Below are 13,865 nucleotides of genomic sequence, written 5' to 3' on the forward strand. Positions count from 1 at the left end.
AACACACCCCATGAAACTCGCAACCCTGAAAAACGGCAGCCGCGACGGCGCCCTGATCCTCGTCAGCCGCGACCTGCGCCAGTACCAGCGCGTGGCCGCCATCGCCCCCACCTTGCAGGCGGCGCTCGACAACTGGGACGCCGTCGCGCCCAAGCTGGAGCAGGCCTACGCGGCCCTGAACGGGGGCCAGGCGCCGGACGCGCAGCCGTTTGATGCCAATCTGTGCCACTCGCCGCTGCCGCGCGCCTACCAGTGGGCCGACGGTTCGGCCTACATCAACCACGTGGAACTGGTGCGCAAGGCGCGCAACGCGGAAGTGCCGGCCTCGTTCTACACGGACCCGCTGATGTACCAGGGCGGCTCGGACAGCTTCATCGGCCCGCGCGACCCCATCTTCGCCCTGTCCGAAGAGTGGGGCATCGACCTGGAGGCGGAAGTGGCGGTGATTACGGGCGACGTGGCCATGGGCGCCGGCGTGGCCGACGCGGCGGCATCCATCCGCCTGGTCATGCTCGTCAACGACGTCTCGCTGCGCAACCTGATCCCGGGCGAACTGGCGAAGGGCTTCGGCTTCTTCCAGTCGAAGGCGGCCAGCGCGTTTTCCCCCGTCGCCGTCACGCCCGATGAACTTGAAAGCCACTGGGCGGACAGCAAGCTGCACCTGCCGCTGCTGGTGGACTTGAACGACCAGCCGTTCGGCAAGCCGAATGCGGGCGAAGACATGACCTTCAACTTTGCCCAGCTCGTCGCCCATGCGGCGAAGACGCGCGAACTGGGCGCCGGCAGCATCATCGGCTCGGGCACCGTGTCGAACAAGCAGGGCAACCTGTTCGGTTCCAGCATCGGCAACGGCGGCGTGGGCTATTGCTGCCTGGCCGAAGTGCGCATGTATGAAACCATCGAACACGGCGCGCCGAAGACGGCTTACCTGAAGTTCGGCGACACGGTGCGCATCGAGATGCGCGATGCGGCCGGCGCCAGCATCTTCGGCAGCATCGAGCAGACGGTAGCCCCGTACGCCGGCGCCACGCGCGCCTGAGGAGGGCGCCCCATGAAGCTGTACACCTATTTCCGCAGTTCTGCCGCCTACCGCGTGCGCATCGCCCTCCATCTGAAGGGCATCGCCTACGACAGCGTCCCCGTGCACCTGCTGCAGGACGGCGGCCAGCAGCTGCTGCCGGCCTACCGCGCCGTCAATCCGTCGGCCCTGGTGCCGGCGTTGGACGACGACGGCACCATCCTGACGCAGTCGCTGGCCATCCTCGAATACCTCGACGAGACCCACGCGGCCGCGCCGCTGCTGCCGGCCGACGCGCCGGGCCGTGCCCGCGTGCGCGCGCTGGCGCTGGCCATCGCCTGCGACGCCCATCCGCTGACGAATCTGCGCGTCCTGAAGTACCTGAAAGGCACGCTGGGTCTGTCCGAGGAAACCAAGCAGGAGTGGTACCGCCACTGGATGGCCGAGGGGCTGGCGGCCGTCGAGGCGTTGCTGGCGCAGGGCGATCCGGGCGGCACGGCCCTGTACTGCCATGGCGACAGCCCGACCATGGCGGACTGCTGCCTGGTGCCGCAGGTGTTCAATGCGCAGCGCTTCGGCATCGACCTGGCGCCGTATCCGCGCGTGGCGCGCATCCATGCGCATTGCGCCGCCTTGCCGGCGTTTGCCGCCGCGCATCCGTCGCAGCAGCCCGACGCCGAATAGCTTTGACACGGCGCAATGCAGCAAGCCCCGCCCGGCAACCGGCGGGGCTTTTTTATGCGCGATTGATTTGGATCGTGTGTTTTCGTCAATGCCAGCCTGCCGGTGCGCTACAATTTGCGTTTGCCCAAATATTTTACTGACGCGCCATGACCGCTACCACTGTTCCTGCCAGCATCACCGATGCCCTGTCCCTGGCGCACGCATCCTGGCGTCCCATCCTGCTGCGGGGCCTGCAAGCCGTGATGGCGGCCGATCCCGCCTACCTGCCGGCGCTGGCCGCCGATGATTACCTGCCCACGCAGGGCCGCCTGTTTGCCGCCTTCGCCTTGCCGCTGGCGCAGGTGCGCCACGTGCTGGTGGGCGAGGGGCCGTATCCGCGCGCCGACAGCGCCACGGGCGTGTGCTTCATGGATGGCGCCGTCGGGGGGCTGTGGTCGGCGACCGGGCTGTCGAAGCCCGTCAACCGCGCCACGTCCCTGCGCAACTTCATGAAGATGCTGCTGGTGGCCGATGGGCAGTTGCAGGATGGCGACACCTCGGGCGCGGCCATGGCGCCCGTGGCGGCCGCCGCGCTGCAAGCGGGCAGCGGCGTGATCCAGACCCTGCCCGACTTGCAGCGCAAGATGACGGAGCAGGGCTTCCTGCTGCTCAACGCGGCGCTGGTGTTCCGTGCCCACGTGCCGCCCGTGCAGGATGCGCGCGGCTGGCTGCCCTTCCTGCAGGTGGTGCTGGAAGCGCTGGCGCGGCAGGGCGTGGCGGCCTTGCCGCAACTGGTGCTGTGGGGCAAGATTGCCGAGCTGGTCAAACGCCTGCCGGTGGCGGCAAAGCTGCCGCAGGTGACGGCGGAACATCCGTATAATCTGTCCTTTATCGGCAACAGCGACATGCTGGCCTTGTTTGGCCCGATGCAGCTGTTGCGTGCTTGAGCTTGAATCATCGCCTGTCCGGCGGAAGTGCGGGGAATATGCAAATCAGTAACGTGGAAGAATTGAAGGCGTGGATCGCAGCGGGCGGCGTGCCCGACTATCTGTATTTCTGGGGCCACACGCCGGCCCAGCCGCAGGTGGCCGACAAGAGCTGTTTCAGCCAGTGGTTTCCGTCGCCGTTCAGCCTGGCCGGCGTGACGTACGCGACGGCCGAGCACTACATGATGGCGCAAAAGGCGGCCCTGTTCGGCGACACGGCCGTCCAGGCGCGCATCGTGGCGGCCGAGCGGCCGTCGGAAGTGAAGAAACTGGGGCGCGAGGTGGCGAACTTCGATGCCAAGGCATGGGAAGCGGCGCGCGCCGGCATCGTCTTCGATGGCAACTTTGCCAAGTTCTCGCAAAAGGCCGCGCTGCGCAAATTCCTGCTGGGCACGGGCGAGCGCATCATCGTCGAGGCCAGCCCCGTCGACCGCATCTGGGGCGTGGGCCTGGCGTCGGACAACCCGCGCATCGCCGATCCTTCCCGCTGGGATGGCTTGAACCTGCTGGGCTTTGAATTGATGAAAGTAAGAAGCGCTTTACGGGGCTGAGAATTGACGCTGCGCATGCCCGCGCTTTCCCGATTGTTGTTTTCCTGATGCCGCCGCGCCTGGCGCGGCCGGCCATGCCCCTGCCAGCCCTGTGGTCATCGCGGGGCGCTCTGACAAACCCCGCCGAATTTGTTATACTTGACTAAATCATTCAACTACTCGGGGTTTGAGAAGTTGAAAAGCCGCAATATTTTAAACCAGTTATTGAACAGTTGACCGAGGATGTATGCGTCTGACTACAAAAGGCCGTTTTGCCGTGACTGCGATGATCGATCTTGCCCTGCGCCAGGGCAAGGGACCGGTCACCTTGTCCGGCATCAGCCAGCGCCAGTCGATTTCCCTGTCCTACCTGGAGCAGCTGTTCGGCAAGCTGCGCCGCCATGAGATCGTCGAATCGATCCGCGGCCCGGGCGGCGGCTACAGCCTGGCGCGCCGCGCCGACAAGGTGACGGTGGCCGACATCATCATCGCCGTCGACGAGCCGCTGGACGCGACGCAGTGCGGCGGCAAGGAACATTGCCACGGCGCCGACGCGGCCACGGGGGCGCGCTGCATGACGCATGAATTGTGGTCCACGCTCAACGAAAAAATGGTCGATTATCTGGATTCTGTGTCCCTGCAGGACCTGGTCGACCAGCAGAGACAAAAGATTGCCGAACAAAGCGTGATGGTGATGCACCGTAACCACGCCGCCCTCGGTTGAACATAACAAAATACCAAGTTGCTGATTGCAGGAGTTATTGATGAACGCCCCAGAAAAAAACGTAGGCCAAGTGCACTTTGAAACCGCACCGCATTTCCCGATCTACATGGATTACTCGGCCACCACGCCGATCGATCCCCGCGTCGCCGACAAGATGATTCCCTACCTGCGCGAGCAGTTCGGCAATCCGGCATCGCGCAGCCACATGTATGGCTGGACGGCGGAAAAAGCCGTGGAAGAGGCACGCGGCCACGTGGCGGCCCTGGTGAACGCCGATCCGCGCGAAATCATCTGGACTTCCGGTGCGACGGAAAGCAACAACCTGGCCATCAAGGGCGCGGCGCAGTTCTACAAGACCAAGGGCAAGCACATCATCACCGTCAAGACCGAGCATAAATCGGTGCTCGACACGGTGCGCGAACTGGAACGCATCGGCTTCGAAGCGACCTACCTGGAACCGCAGGACAACGGCCTGATCACCGTCGAGCAGTTGGCCGCGGCCGTGCGCCCGGACACCATCCTCGTGTCGGTCATGCTGGTGAACAACGAAATCGGCGTGATCCAGCCAATCGACGAGATCGGCGCGTTCTGCCGCTCGAAAGGCATCATCTTCCATTGCGACGCGGCACAGGCGACGGGCAAGGTCGTCATCGACCTGCAAAAGACCAAGGTCGACCTGATGACCTTCACGGCGCACAAAACCTACGGTCCGAAAGGCGTGGGCGCCCTGTACGTCTGCCGCAAGCCGCGCGTGCGCCTGGAAGCGCAAATGCACGGTGGCGGCCACGAGCGCGGCCTGCGCTCGGGCACCCTGCCGACGCACCAGATCGTGGGCATGGGCGAGAGCTTCCGCATCGCCAAGGAAGAAATGGACAGCGAAATCGGCCGCATCCAGGCCTTGCGCGACCGCCTGGCCAAGGGCCTGCAGGAGATCGAAGAAGTCTACATCAACGGCGACATGGACCACCGCGTGCCGCACAACCTGAACGTCAGCTTCAACTACGTCGAAGGCGAGTCGCTGATCATGGCGATCAAGGATATCGCCGTGTCGTCCGGTTCGGCCTGCACCTCGGCCAGCCTGGAGCCATCGTACGTGCTGCGCGCCCTGGGCCGCAGCGACGAACTGGCGCACAGCTCGATCCGCTTCACCATCGGCCGCTTCTCGACCGAGGAAGACATCGACTTCGCCGTCAACCTGCTGAAATCGAAAGTACACAAATTGCGCGAACTGTCGCCGCTGTGGGACATGTTCAAGGAGGGTATCGATATTAATTCGATCCAATGGGCAGCCCACTAAAAGCACCTGTTAAACCTACTGCGCGTCGCGATTTGCGGCCTGCGATGCTCACTGTGCTACAGCACAGTTCCGCTTCTCGGCCACAACTCACTGCCGCTCGCTACGGTTTTCCAGGCACTTGAAGATAAATTTGCCTCGTGAACGGGGCCGGCAAGAATATTTAAGGAGCATCAAAATGGCTTACTCGGACAAAGTACTCGATCACTACGAAAACCCGCGCAACGTGGGCGCTTTCGACAAGGGTGATGAAACCATCGGCACCGGCATGGTGGGCGCGCCCGCCTGCGGCGACGTGATGAAACTGCAGATCAAGGTCGGCGCCGATGGCCTGATCGAAGATGCGAAATTCAAGACCTATGGCTGCGGTTCGGCCATCGCCTCGAGCTCGCTGGTGACGGAATGGGTCAAGGGCAAGACCCTGGACCAGGCGCTGGCCATCAAGAACACGCAGATCGCCGAAGAACTGGCGCTGCCGCCAGTGAAGATCCACTGCTCCATCCTGGCGGAAGACGCCATCAAGGCAGCCGTTCTGGATTACCAGACCCGCCATCCAGTAGCAGCTTAAACGTTGGCAGCCCGCCCCGGCCGGCAAGGCCGGGGCAGTTGCGGAGAAATACATGATCACACTGACCGAAAAAGCGGCGAAGCACATCAACCGTTATATCGAACGGCGCGGCAAGGGCGTGGGCCTGCGCTTCGGCGTGCGCACCACGGGCTGCTCGGGCCTGGCCTACAAGCTCGAGTATGTCGATGAAGTGGCGGCCGAAGACAGCGTTTTTGAGTCGCACGGCGTGAAGGTCTTCGTCGACCCGAAAAGCCTGCCTTACATCGACGGCACGGAACTCGATTTCGCGCGCGAAGGCTTGAATGAAGGCTTCAAGTTCCACAATCCGAATGAAAAAGACGCCTGCGGCTGCGGCGAGTCCTTCAGGATTTAAACAGCTGGCAAGACCCCGGTCGGTGCGCTGTACCCATCGATTGCGGTACAGCGACCACCGACCATTATGCAAAACCACTTCGAACTCTTCCAGTTGCCGGCCCAGTTCACGCTCGACATGAGCGCGCTCGACGCGGCCTACCGCGACGTACAGGGCAAGGTCCATCCCGACCGCTTCATCAACGCCAGCAGCGCCGAAAAGCGCGTGGCGATGCAATGGGCCACGCGCGCCAATGAAGCCTACCAGACCCTGAAAAGCCCGCAAAAGCGCGCGCAATACCTGTGCGAACTCAATGGCGTCGACCTGCAGACGGAGTCGAACACGGCCATGCCCGTCAGCTTCCTGATGCAGCAGATGGAATGGCGCGAGGAGCTGGGCGATGCGCGCGCGGGCAAGGATGCCGACGCGCTCGACGCCCTGGACCGCCAGCTGCGCGGCGAACGCAAGGCCCTGCTGGCCCAGGTGGCGGCCCAGCTCGACGCAGGCGACTATGCAAATGCCGCGCAAAGCGTGCGCGCCCTGATGTTCCTCGACAAATTCGGCGAGGAAGTGCGTTTTGCATACGAGGCCCTGGAAGCCTGACTGAGCAAGCGCCAGTCCGGCGCGCGTCTTATAATGCGCGACAGGCATCAGCTGCATCACGCAATAAATTAATCGAGGCACGAATACAATGGCACTTCTGCAAATTTCCGAACCAGGCATGTCGACCGCGCCGCACCAGCACCGCCTGGCCGTCGGCATCGACCTTGGCACCACCAATTCCCTGGTCGCGACCGTCCGCAACAGCATTCCCGAAGTGCTCAACGACGAAGACGGGCGCTCGCTGCTGCCGTCCGTCGTGCGCTACCTGCCGAACGGCCATGCGAACATTGGCTACAAGGCCCTGGCCGCACAGACCACCGACCCGAAGAACACCATCGTTTCCGTGAAGCGCTTCATGGGCCGCGGCCTGGCCGACATCGCCTACGCGGAAAACCTGCCCTACGACTTCCAGGACACGCCCGGCATGGTGCAGCTGAAAACCGTGGCCGGCGTGAAAAGCCCCGTCGAAGTGTCGGCGCAAATCCTCGCCACCTTGCGCCAGCGCGCGGAAGACTCGCTGGGCGACGACCTGGTGGGCGCCGTGATTACTGTACCAGCGTATTTCGACGATGCCCAGCGCCAGGCGACGAAAGATGCGGCGCAATTGGCCGGCATCAATGTCTTGCGTTTGCTGAGCGAGCCGACGGCCGCCGCCATCGCCTACGGCCTCGATAACGCGTCCGAAGGCGTGTACGCCGTGTACGACCTGGGCGGCGGCACCTTCGACATCTCGATCCTGAAGCTGAGCAAGGGCGTGTTCGAAGTGCTGTCCACGGGCGGCGACTCGGCCCTGGGCGGCGACGATTTCGACCGCCGCCTGTTCTGCTGGATCAGCGAGCACGCCAAGCTGGCGCCCCTGTCCGACGAAGACACGGCCATCCTGATGGTGAAGGCGCGCGAAATCAAGGAATTGCTGTCGACCAAGTCGGAAACGACGATCGACGCCAAGCTGAACTCGGGCGAGGAAATTCACCTGCGCATCACGGCGGCCGATTTTACCGCCATGACGCAGCACCTGGTGGTCAAGACCATGAACGCCATCAAGAAAGCCCTGCGCGACGCGAACGTGGATGCGGACGACGTCGATGGCGTGGTGATGGTGGGCGGTGCCACGCGCATGCCGCACGTGCAGCGCGCCGTGAGCGAATTCTTCCACACGACGCCGCACGCGAACATCGACCCGGACAAGGTCGTGGCGCTGGGCGCGGCCATCCAGGCGAACTTGCTCGCTGGCAATCGCGCCGCCGGCGACGACTGGCTGCTGCTGGACGTGATTCCGCTGTCCCTCGGTATCGAAACCATGGGTGGCCTGGTGGAAAAGATCATCCCCCGCAATTCGACGATCCCTTGCGCCCGCGCGCAGGAATTCACGACATTCAAGGATGGCCAGACGGCCCTGGCCGTGCACGTGCTGCAGGGCGAGCGCGAACTGGTCAGCGATTGCCGTTCGCTGGCGCGCTTCGAGCTGCGCGGCATTCCGCCGATGGTGGCGGGCGCCGCGCGCATCCGCATCACCTATCAGGTCGATGCGGACGGCTTGCTGTCCGTCTCGGCGCGCGAATTGCGCTCGGGCGTGGAAGCGTCGATCAGCGTCAAGCCCGCCTATGGCCTGGGCGACGACGATATCGCCCGCATGCTGCAGGATTCGTACACCTCGGCCGACACCGACATGGTGGCGCGCGCGCTGCGCGAAGAGCAGGTGGAAGCGGAACGCATCCTGCTGGCCACGCAGTCGGCGCTGGACGAGGACGGCGCCCTGCTGGACGATGCCGAGCGCGCAGCCGTGGATGGCTTGATGCAGAAGGTGCGCGACGCTATTGCGCAATCGCAAAGCGGCGCCATCGACCACCAGGCATTGAAGCTGGCGATCGAGCTGCTGGCCGACGGCACCGAGGATTTCGCCTCGCGCCGCATGGACCGCAGCGTGCGCACGGCGCTGACCGGCAAAACGCTGGATCAAGTGGTTTAAAGATAATTGACATGCGCGCCGCAGGCACTCGCCGCGGCCGCGCTCCGAATGACAGACTGAAAGAAGAAACCATGCCACAAATCGTTATCCTGCCGCACGCCAAGCTTTGCCCGGACGGCGCCGTCATCGAAGCCCCTGCCGGCAAGTCCATCTGCGACATCCTGCTGGAAAACGACATCGACATCGAGCACGCCTGCGAAAAATCGTGCGCCTGCACCACCTGCCACGTGCTGGTGCGCGAAGGCATCGAATCGCTGAACGAAGCGACGGAACTGGAAGAAGACATGCTGGACAAGGCCTGGGGCCTGGAAGCCGTGTCGCGCCTGTCGTGCCAGTCCATCGTGGCCGAGGCCGACCTCGTCGTCGAAATCCCGAAATACACGATCAACCAGGTCAGCGAAGGCAGTCATTAATATGGCAACTAAGATGAAATGGTCCGACATACACGCGATCGCCGAAGCGCTGTATGACGCGCATCCGGACATCGATCCCCTGACCGTGCGTTTCACCGACCTGCATAACTGGGTGGTGGAGCTGGACGGCTTCGACGATGACCACACGCGCGGCGGCGAAAAAGTGCTCGAGGCGATACAGATGGCGTGGATCGATGAAGCGCGCTAAGGGCGCGGCAGCCGCCGCCACCGCAGCCGTTGCGCCGAAAGACGTCATCACGGCCGCCAGCAACATGCCCGAGATCAAGGATGGCCAGTCGGTCGCCTTGCTGCAGGAATTGCACATCCTGACGCGCGACGGCAAGATGAACCAGGACAGCCGCCGCAAGCTCAAGCAGGTGTACCACCTCACGCAGTTCATCGAGCCGCTGCTGCGCGAAGTGCAGCTGGACCATCCCGGCGTGTCGCTGGTCGACCACGGCGCCGGCAAGTCGTATCTGGGCTTCATCCTGTACGACCTGTTCTTCAAGAACGGCAACGACGGTTCGCACATCTACGGCATCGAGACGCGCGAAGAGCTGGTGCAGCGCTCGCAGGAGCTGGCGAAGAAATTCAAGTTCCCCGGCATGTCGTTTTTACCGCTGTCCGTGGCCGAATCGACGGAATCAAACTTGCTGCCGCAGCAGATCGACATCGTCACGGCCTTGCACGCGTGCAACACGGCCACCGACGATGCGATTCACTTCGCCCTGAAGAAAAAGGCGAAGTTCACGGTGCTGGTGCCATGTTGCCAGGCGGAAGTCGCTTCCGTATTGAAGAAGAACAAGGGCAAGAGCCTGGGCAAGAGTGTCTTGACGGAATTGTGGCGCCACCCGCTGCACACGCGCGAGTTCGGCAGCCAGATCACCAACGTGCTGCGCTGTCTGCAGCTGGAAGCGCATGGCTACCAGGTCAGCGTGACGGAACTGGTGGGCTGGGAGCATTCGATGAAGAATGAACTGATCATCGCCAGTTATAAAAACCTGCCGCGCCAGCGCCCGACCGAGCGCCTGCAGGAAGTGCTGCAGACCCTGGGCCTGGAAGAGATGGGGCACCGTTTCTTTGCGGAGGAACTGGCCAAGGCCGGCGCGTAAGACTTCCGCATTGCCAAACGAGGGGAGGAGCGGGTCGGTTACAATACCGGCTTTCTCCTCCTCTTGCTTTTTGCGCCTCCCCATGACCACACCACACGAAATGCCCACCGTCCGCCTGGCCAAGCGCCTGTCCGAAGACGTGCCCTGTTCGCGCCGCGAGGCCGAGCTGTATATCGAGGGCGGCTGGGTGACGGTCGATGGCGTGCTGGTGGAAGAGTCGGGCGCGCGCGTGGCCGACAACCAGGAAGTGGTGCTGCTGCCGAATGCCACCCTGGACGAAATGCCGCCCGTGACGATTTTGCTGCACAAGCCGGCCGGCATCAATGGCGGTATCGGCAGCGAAGGCAAGCCGGCATTGAGCTGTTTGCGTCCCGAAGAGATCTTCACGCCGGAGAACGTGGCGCCCAGTTCCGTCACGCGCTTCCTGAAACGTCACCTGATCGGCTTGACCATCACCAATCCGCTGGAAACCATGGCTTCCGGCCTGCTCGTGTTCACGCAGGATTTCCGCGTCGCCCGCAAGCTGGTCGACGAAGCGAAAACGGTGGAGCAGGAATTCATCGTCGAAGTGGCGGGCGACATCGTGGAAAACGGCCTGGCGCTGCTGAATCACGGCTTGCCCTTCAACGGCAAGCCTTTGCCGCCGATCAAGGTCAGCTGGCAGAACGAGACGCGCTTGCGCTTTGCCCTGAAGAACGTGCAGCCGGGCCAGATCGCCCACATGTGCAAGATGGTGGGCCTGGACGTGGTGAGCATGAAGCGCCTGCGCATCGGCCGCATCCCGATGGGCGCCATGCCCGTGGGGCAATGGCGTTACCTGCAGGGCTACGAGCGCTTCTAAATCTGCGGCGCCGTGATGGCGTGGCTTTCCGCAAAGCTTTTCCATAGCCGTTCGGCAATATTCAAGGCGATGGTATCGGCCTTCTCTTGCAGGGCAGCATTGCCCATGCTCTCGGTCGTGGCGAAGAACAGGGTCAGCCAGCGGCGGAACAGGCAGGGCGTGAGGTTTGCCATCTGCGCGTGCTGGGCCAGGGGCTTGCCGTGGTAGCGCATGGTGCCGCGCAGCAAGCCTGACCAGAAATCGACGAGGGTGGCCAGGTGGGCGTCCCAGTTCTCGACCTCGGCGGCAAAGACGGGGCCGAGCATGGCGTCCTCGCGCGCGGCCGCATAAAAGGTATGCACGAGCTGCCGGACTTCGTCCTCGCTGCAGACTTCGGCGCGGGACTTGACGATATGGATGTGGGGTGGGGGAGTGTTCATGGCGTGCCATGATCGCAGACCCCCTGCGGCGCTTCAATGACGCAGGTCAAGCCGCCGGAAAACTCAGGCGGCGACTTTCTTTGCTTTCTTCGCCGGTGCCGGCAGTTGCACGATCTGCGTGCCCAGCAGCTTGTCGTGCAGGAACTGGCCGTTGCCCGTGAACAGGGCCGTGGCCGACCAGGCCAGGATGCCCGCGCCGATGGCGCCCAGGGCCGTCCAGTGCTGCAAGTCGAAGGCATAGGCCACCAGCAGGGCCGGCAGCAGCCACATCCAGGCCAGGATGTAGCGGCAGGCGGCCACGCGCAGGGGCACGTGGGCGTGGCCCGGCAGCACCACTTTCAGGCGCCACGTCTTCATGGCCAGGGTCTGTCCTTCGCGGTTCCACTGGTGGATGAAATACGCGCCCATGACGAGGAAGGCCAGGCACTGGCGCAGGTGCTCCGTCAGCGGCGTATGCGCGCCCTGCACGATCAGTTCGAAGACGAGGAAGGGCAGGAACAGCACGGCCAGGGCCAGCAGTGACTCGTACACCATGGAAATCAGGCGGCGCTTGATCGTGGGGAGGGAGGTGGTGCTGGCGGCAGGCGTGCTATTTGGCATTGGCGGGCAGTGGGGCAGGCGTGGTGGGCGGCGTGACGGGCACGGCGGCGGGTGGCGCAGCCACGGCGGCATCGGCCGGGGCAGGCGCCGCCGCTGCCGGTGCGGGTGCCAGGGCAGGCGCAGCCACGGCGGCAGGCGGCGTGGCGGCGACGGGCATGGCGGGGGCCATGGTCACGGCCGGCTTGCTCGTGTTGGAATTGATCGCGGGCACTTTCTCCAGTGGTTTTTTCGGCACCAGTTCCGTCGCGAGTTTTTTCTTTTGATCTTCCGGCAACTGCTGGTACTGCTCCCACTGCAATGTTTTTTGACCTGGATCAATCTTCTTCGTGCGCGCATAGTTTTCGCGCACGAGGCGGCGTTGCTCCGGCGTCAGCTTGATCCACTCGCGCATGCGTTCGTGCACGCGGGTCTGCTCGTCCGGCGTCATGGAGGCAAAGCGGTTGGCGATATCGAGCCATTTCTGCTTGCGCAGGGGTTCGAGCTTGTTCCATTCGCCCGCCAGCGGCTGCAGGGCTGCCTGCTGCGCGCGCGACAGTTTGTTCCACGACGGGTTGTCGCTGGCCTTGGGCGGCATGCCGCCCTTGCCCGCCGTGCGGGGCGAACCGGGCTTGGCGGCCGGGGCCGGTGCTGCCACGGCTGCGGGCGCCGCCGCCACGGGCGGGGCGGCGGGAACGGCATGTTCGCCCATCCAGGCGGCGCCGGCCAGGGCGCAGGCGCCCAGGCCGATGCCGGCGGCAAGCCAGCCAGTGCGTTTGCTGATGCGCGCCATGCTTATTGCTCGCGTTTCGTCAGGTAGGCGTTGAAGCCATGGTCCATATAGGCTGACAGCGGCAATTCGTCCGACAGCACGGCAGCGTCGATTTCTGCCAGTTCGGCAATATGTTGTTCCTGCTCAAACTGATAGATGCCCACCATGCCGCCGACCAGCAGCAGCAGCGGGATGATCACGCTCATGCGGCCCAGCCACGACACCGGCTGGGAGAAGAACTGGCTGGCCATGCCGGCGAAGACGTTTTCGCGCGCGGCCACGGCGACGGGCGCATCGGCCTTCTTGCGCGACAGGGCCAGCTTGCGTGCCGCTGCCAGGCGCTCGGTGGCCGAGGCGGGCAGGTCGTCGAGTTTTTCGTTCAGTGCATGGCGCACTTTGTAAGCGAAATTGAGATCGTCGGTATTCATAATTTTATTCCCTTGGCTTTCAGCGATTCGGCGAGCGTGTGGGTAGCTCTGGAGCAATGTGTTTTCACGCTACCTTCGGAGCAACCCATCGCCTCCGCTGTTTCAGCCACATCCATGTCCTGCCAATAACGCATGAGGAAGGCTTCGCGTTGACGCGCCGGCAGTTTTTGTACCTCTTCATCAATCAAATCAAGGATTTGCGCGCGTTCGACCTGATCGGCCGAAGATTCTGCGGCGCTGCTGCCCTGTTCCGATTCATAAGTGTCAAGTAATTCAAAATCTTCATGCTCGTCGCCCGCGGGTTTCATGCCGGAAAACAGGCTGACCCAGGTATTGCGGACTTTTTCACGGCGGAAATAGTCGAGTATGGTGTTCTGCAAGATGCGCTGGAACAGCATCGGCAGTTCGGCGGCCGGCTTGTCGCCGTATTTCTCGGCCAGCTTGATCATCGCATCCTGCACGATGTCGAGCGCCGATTCATCCTTGCGGACCGCGTAGGCGGCTTGCTTGAAAGCGCGCCGCTCGACATTTTCTAGAAAGTCGGATAATTCTTTGTCTGTTGCCATGCGGTATGGGGTGATCTAGCGGCTGCGGGTG

Annotated in this window: 19 protein-coding genes; 14 read left to right on the forward strand and 5 right to left on the reverse strand. The window is 63.4% G+C overall.

What is annotated here, in order from left to right; all coding sequences use genetic code 11:
• Positions 1-10 precede the first annotated feature (10 nt).
• From AC07VL_RS06335 to AC07VL_RS06400, 14 genes are all read left to right on the forward strand, one after another.
• A complete protein-coding gene (locus tag AC07VL_RS06335; protein WP_494805090.1) occupies positions 11-1,039 on the forward strand; it encodes a fumarylacetoacetate hydrolase family protein in 1,029 nt (342 codons plus the stop codon).
• Positions 1,040-1,051: 12 nt separating this feature from the next.
• Positions 1,052-1,702 carry a maleylacetoacetate isomerase gene (maiA, locus tag AC07VL_RS06340; protein WP_494805091.1) on the forward strand — a complete coding sequence of 217 codons (651 nt, stop codon included), beginning with the start codon at positions 1,052-1,054 and terminating at the stop codon, positions 1,700-1,702.
• Between the two features lie 146 nt (positions 1,703-1,848).
• The gene (locus tag AC07VL_RS06345) at positions 1,849-2,628 is read left to right on the forward strand and encodes a uracil-DNA glycosylase family protein (RefSeq protein WP_494805092.1); all 780 of its coding nucleotides are present in this window, start codon (positions 1,849-1,851) and stop codon (positions 2,626-2,628) included.
• A gap of 38 nt (positions 2,629-2,666) precedes the next feature.
• Positions 2,667-3,218: a riboflavin biosynthesis intermediates N-glycosidase gene (ybiA, locus tag AC07VL_RS06350; RefSeq protein WP_494805093.1), complete on the forward strand. Its 552-nt coding sequence runs from the start codon at positions 2,667-2,669 to the stop codon at positions 3,216-3,218.
• Between the two features lie 226 nt (positions 3,219-3,444).
• Positions 3,445-3,921: a Fe-S cluster assembly transcriptional regulator IscR gene (gene iscR, locus AC07VL_RS06355; RefSeq protein ID WP_034779566.1), complete on the forward strand. Its 477-nt coding sequence runs from the start codon at positions 3,445-3,447 to the stop codon at positions 3,919-3,921.
• Between the two features lie 40 nt (positions 3,922-3,961).
• Positions 3,962-5,218: an IscS subfamily cysteine desulfurase gene (locus AC07VL_RS06360; protein WP_076567030.1), complete on the forward strand. Its 1,257-nt coding sequence runs from the start codon at positions 3,962-3,964 to the stop codon at positions 5,216-5,218.
• A 175-nt stretch (positions 5,219-5,393) separates the two neighbouring features.
• Positions 5,394-5,783 (forward strand): Fe-S cluster assembly scaffold IscU, encoded by a 390-nt coding sequence (iscU, locus tag AC07VL_RS06365; protein ID WP_076567031.1) that lies wholly within the window; start codon positions 5,394-5,396, stop codon positions 5,781-5,783.
• Between the two features lie 52 nt (positions 5,784-5,835).
• Complete coding sequence (iscA, locus tag AC07VL_RS06370) at positions 5,836-6,156, forward strand: iron-sulfur cluster assembly protein IscA (protein WP_463449746.1); 321 nt, start codon at positions 5,836-5,838, stop codon at positions 6,154-6,156.
• Between the two features lie 66 nt (positions 6,157-6,222).
• Positions 6,223-6,738 (forward strand): Fe-S protein assembly co-chaperone HscB, encoded by a 516-nt coding sequence (gene hscB / locus AC07VL_RS06375; RefSeq protein WP_494805094.1) that lies wholly within the window; start codon positions 6,223-6,225, stop codon positions 6,736-6,738.
• 88 nt (positions 6,739-6,826) lie between these two features.
• Positions 6,827-8,707, forward strand: coding sequence for a Fe-S protein assembly chaperone HscA (hscA, locus tag AC07VL_RS06380; RefSeq protein WP_494805095.1), 1,881 nt, complete (start codon positions 6,827-6,829; stop codon positions 8,705-8,707).
• Between the two features lie 71 nt (positions 8,708-8,778).
• Positions 8,779-9,120: an ISC system 2Fe-2S type ferredoxin gene (gene fdx / locus AC07VL_RS06385; protein ID WP_034750070.1), complete on the forward strand. Its 342-nt coding sequence runs from the start codon at positions 8,779-8,781 to the stop codon at positions 9,118-9,120.
• A gap of 13 nt (positions 9,121-9,133) precedes the next feature.
• Positions 9,134-9,328, forward strand: a complete 195-nt coding sequence (gene iscX / locus AC07VL_RS06390; RefSeq protein WP_071076333.1) for a Fe-S cluster assembly protein IscX — start codon at positions 9,134-9,136, stop codon at positions 9,326-9,328.
• Positions 9,315-10,232: a class I SAM-dependent methyltransferase gene (locus tag AC07VL_RS06395; protein ID WP_494805096.1), complete on the forward strand. Its 918-nt coding sequence runs from the start codon at positions 9,315-9,317 to the stop codon at positions 10,230-10,232. Before iscX ends, AC07VL_RS06395 begins: the two co-directional genes overlap by 14 nt.
• A gap of 82 nt (positions 10,233-10,314) precedes the next feature.
• Positions 10,315-11,073, forward strand: coding sequence for an rRNA pseudouridine synthase (locus AC07VL_RS06400; RefSeq protein WP_494805097.1), 759 nt, complete (start codon positions 10,315-10,317; stop codon positions 11,071-11,073).
• Here AC07VL_RS06400 and AC07VL_RS06405 read toward each other — a convergent pair.
• The 5 genes from AC07VL_RS06405 to AC07VL_RS06425 all read right to left on the reverse strand — a co-directional run bounded on the left by AC07VL_RS06405 (position 11,070) and on the right by AC07VL_RS06425 (position 13,834).
• Positions 11,070-11,492 carry a group III truncated hemoglobin gene (locus AC07VL_RS06405; RefSeq protein ID WP_494805098.1) on the reverse strand — a complete coding sequence of 141 codons (423 nt, stop codon included), beginning with the start codon at positions 11,490-11,492 and terminating at the stop codon, positions 11,070-11,072. The two genes, AC07VL_RS06400 and AC07VL_RS06405, sit on opposite strands and share 4 nt — an antisense overlap.
• A gap of 63 nt (positions 11,493-11,555) precedes the next feature.
• Positions 11,556-12,092, reverse strand: coding sequence for an RDD family protein (locus AC07VL_RS06410; protein WP_494805099.1), 537 nt, complete (start codon positions 12,090-12,092; stop codon positions 11,556-11,558).
• On the reverse strand, positions 12,082-12,861 hold the full coding sequence (locus AC07VL_RS06415; RefSeq protein ID WP_494805100.1) for a DUF3106 domain-containing protein: 780 nt from the start codon (positions 12,859-12,861) through the stop codon (positions 12,082-12,084). Before AC07VL_RS06415 ends, AC07VL_RS06410 begins: the two co-directional genes overlap by 11 nt.
• A gap of 2 nt (positions 12,862-12,863) precedes the next feature.
• Positions 12,864-13,268: a DUF3619 family protein gene (locus AC07VL_RS06420; protein ID WP_494805101.1), complete on the reverse strand. Its 405-nt coding sequence runs from the start codon at positions 13,266-13,268 to the stop codon at positions 12,864-12,866.
• The gene (locus AC07VL_RS06425) at positions 13,265-13,834 is read right to left on the reverse strand and encodes an RNA polymerase sigma factor (RefSeq protein WP_290605561.1); all 570 of its coding nucleotides are present in this window, start codon (positions 13,832-13,834) and stop codon (positions 13,265-13,267) included. The genes AC07VL_RS06420 and AC07VL_RS06425 overlap by 4 nt, the downstream gene beginning before the upstream one ends.
• Positions 13,835-13,865 lie beyond the last annotated feature (31 nt).

This window comes from Janthinobacterium sp. GW821-FHT03C08 (assembly GCF_059420905.1).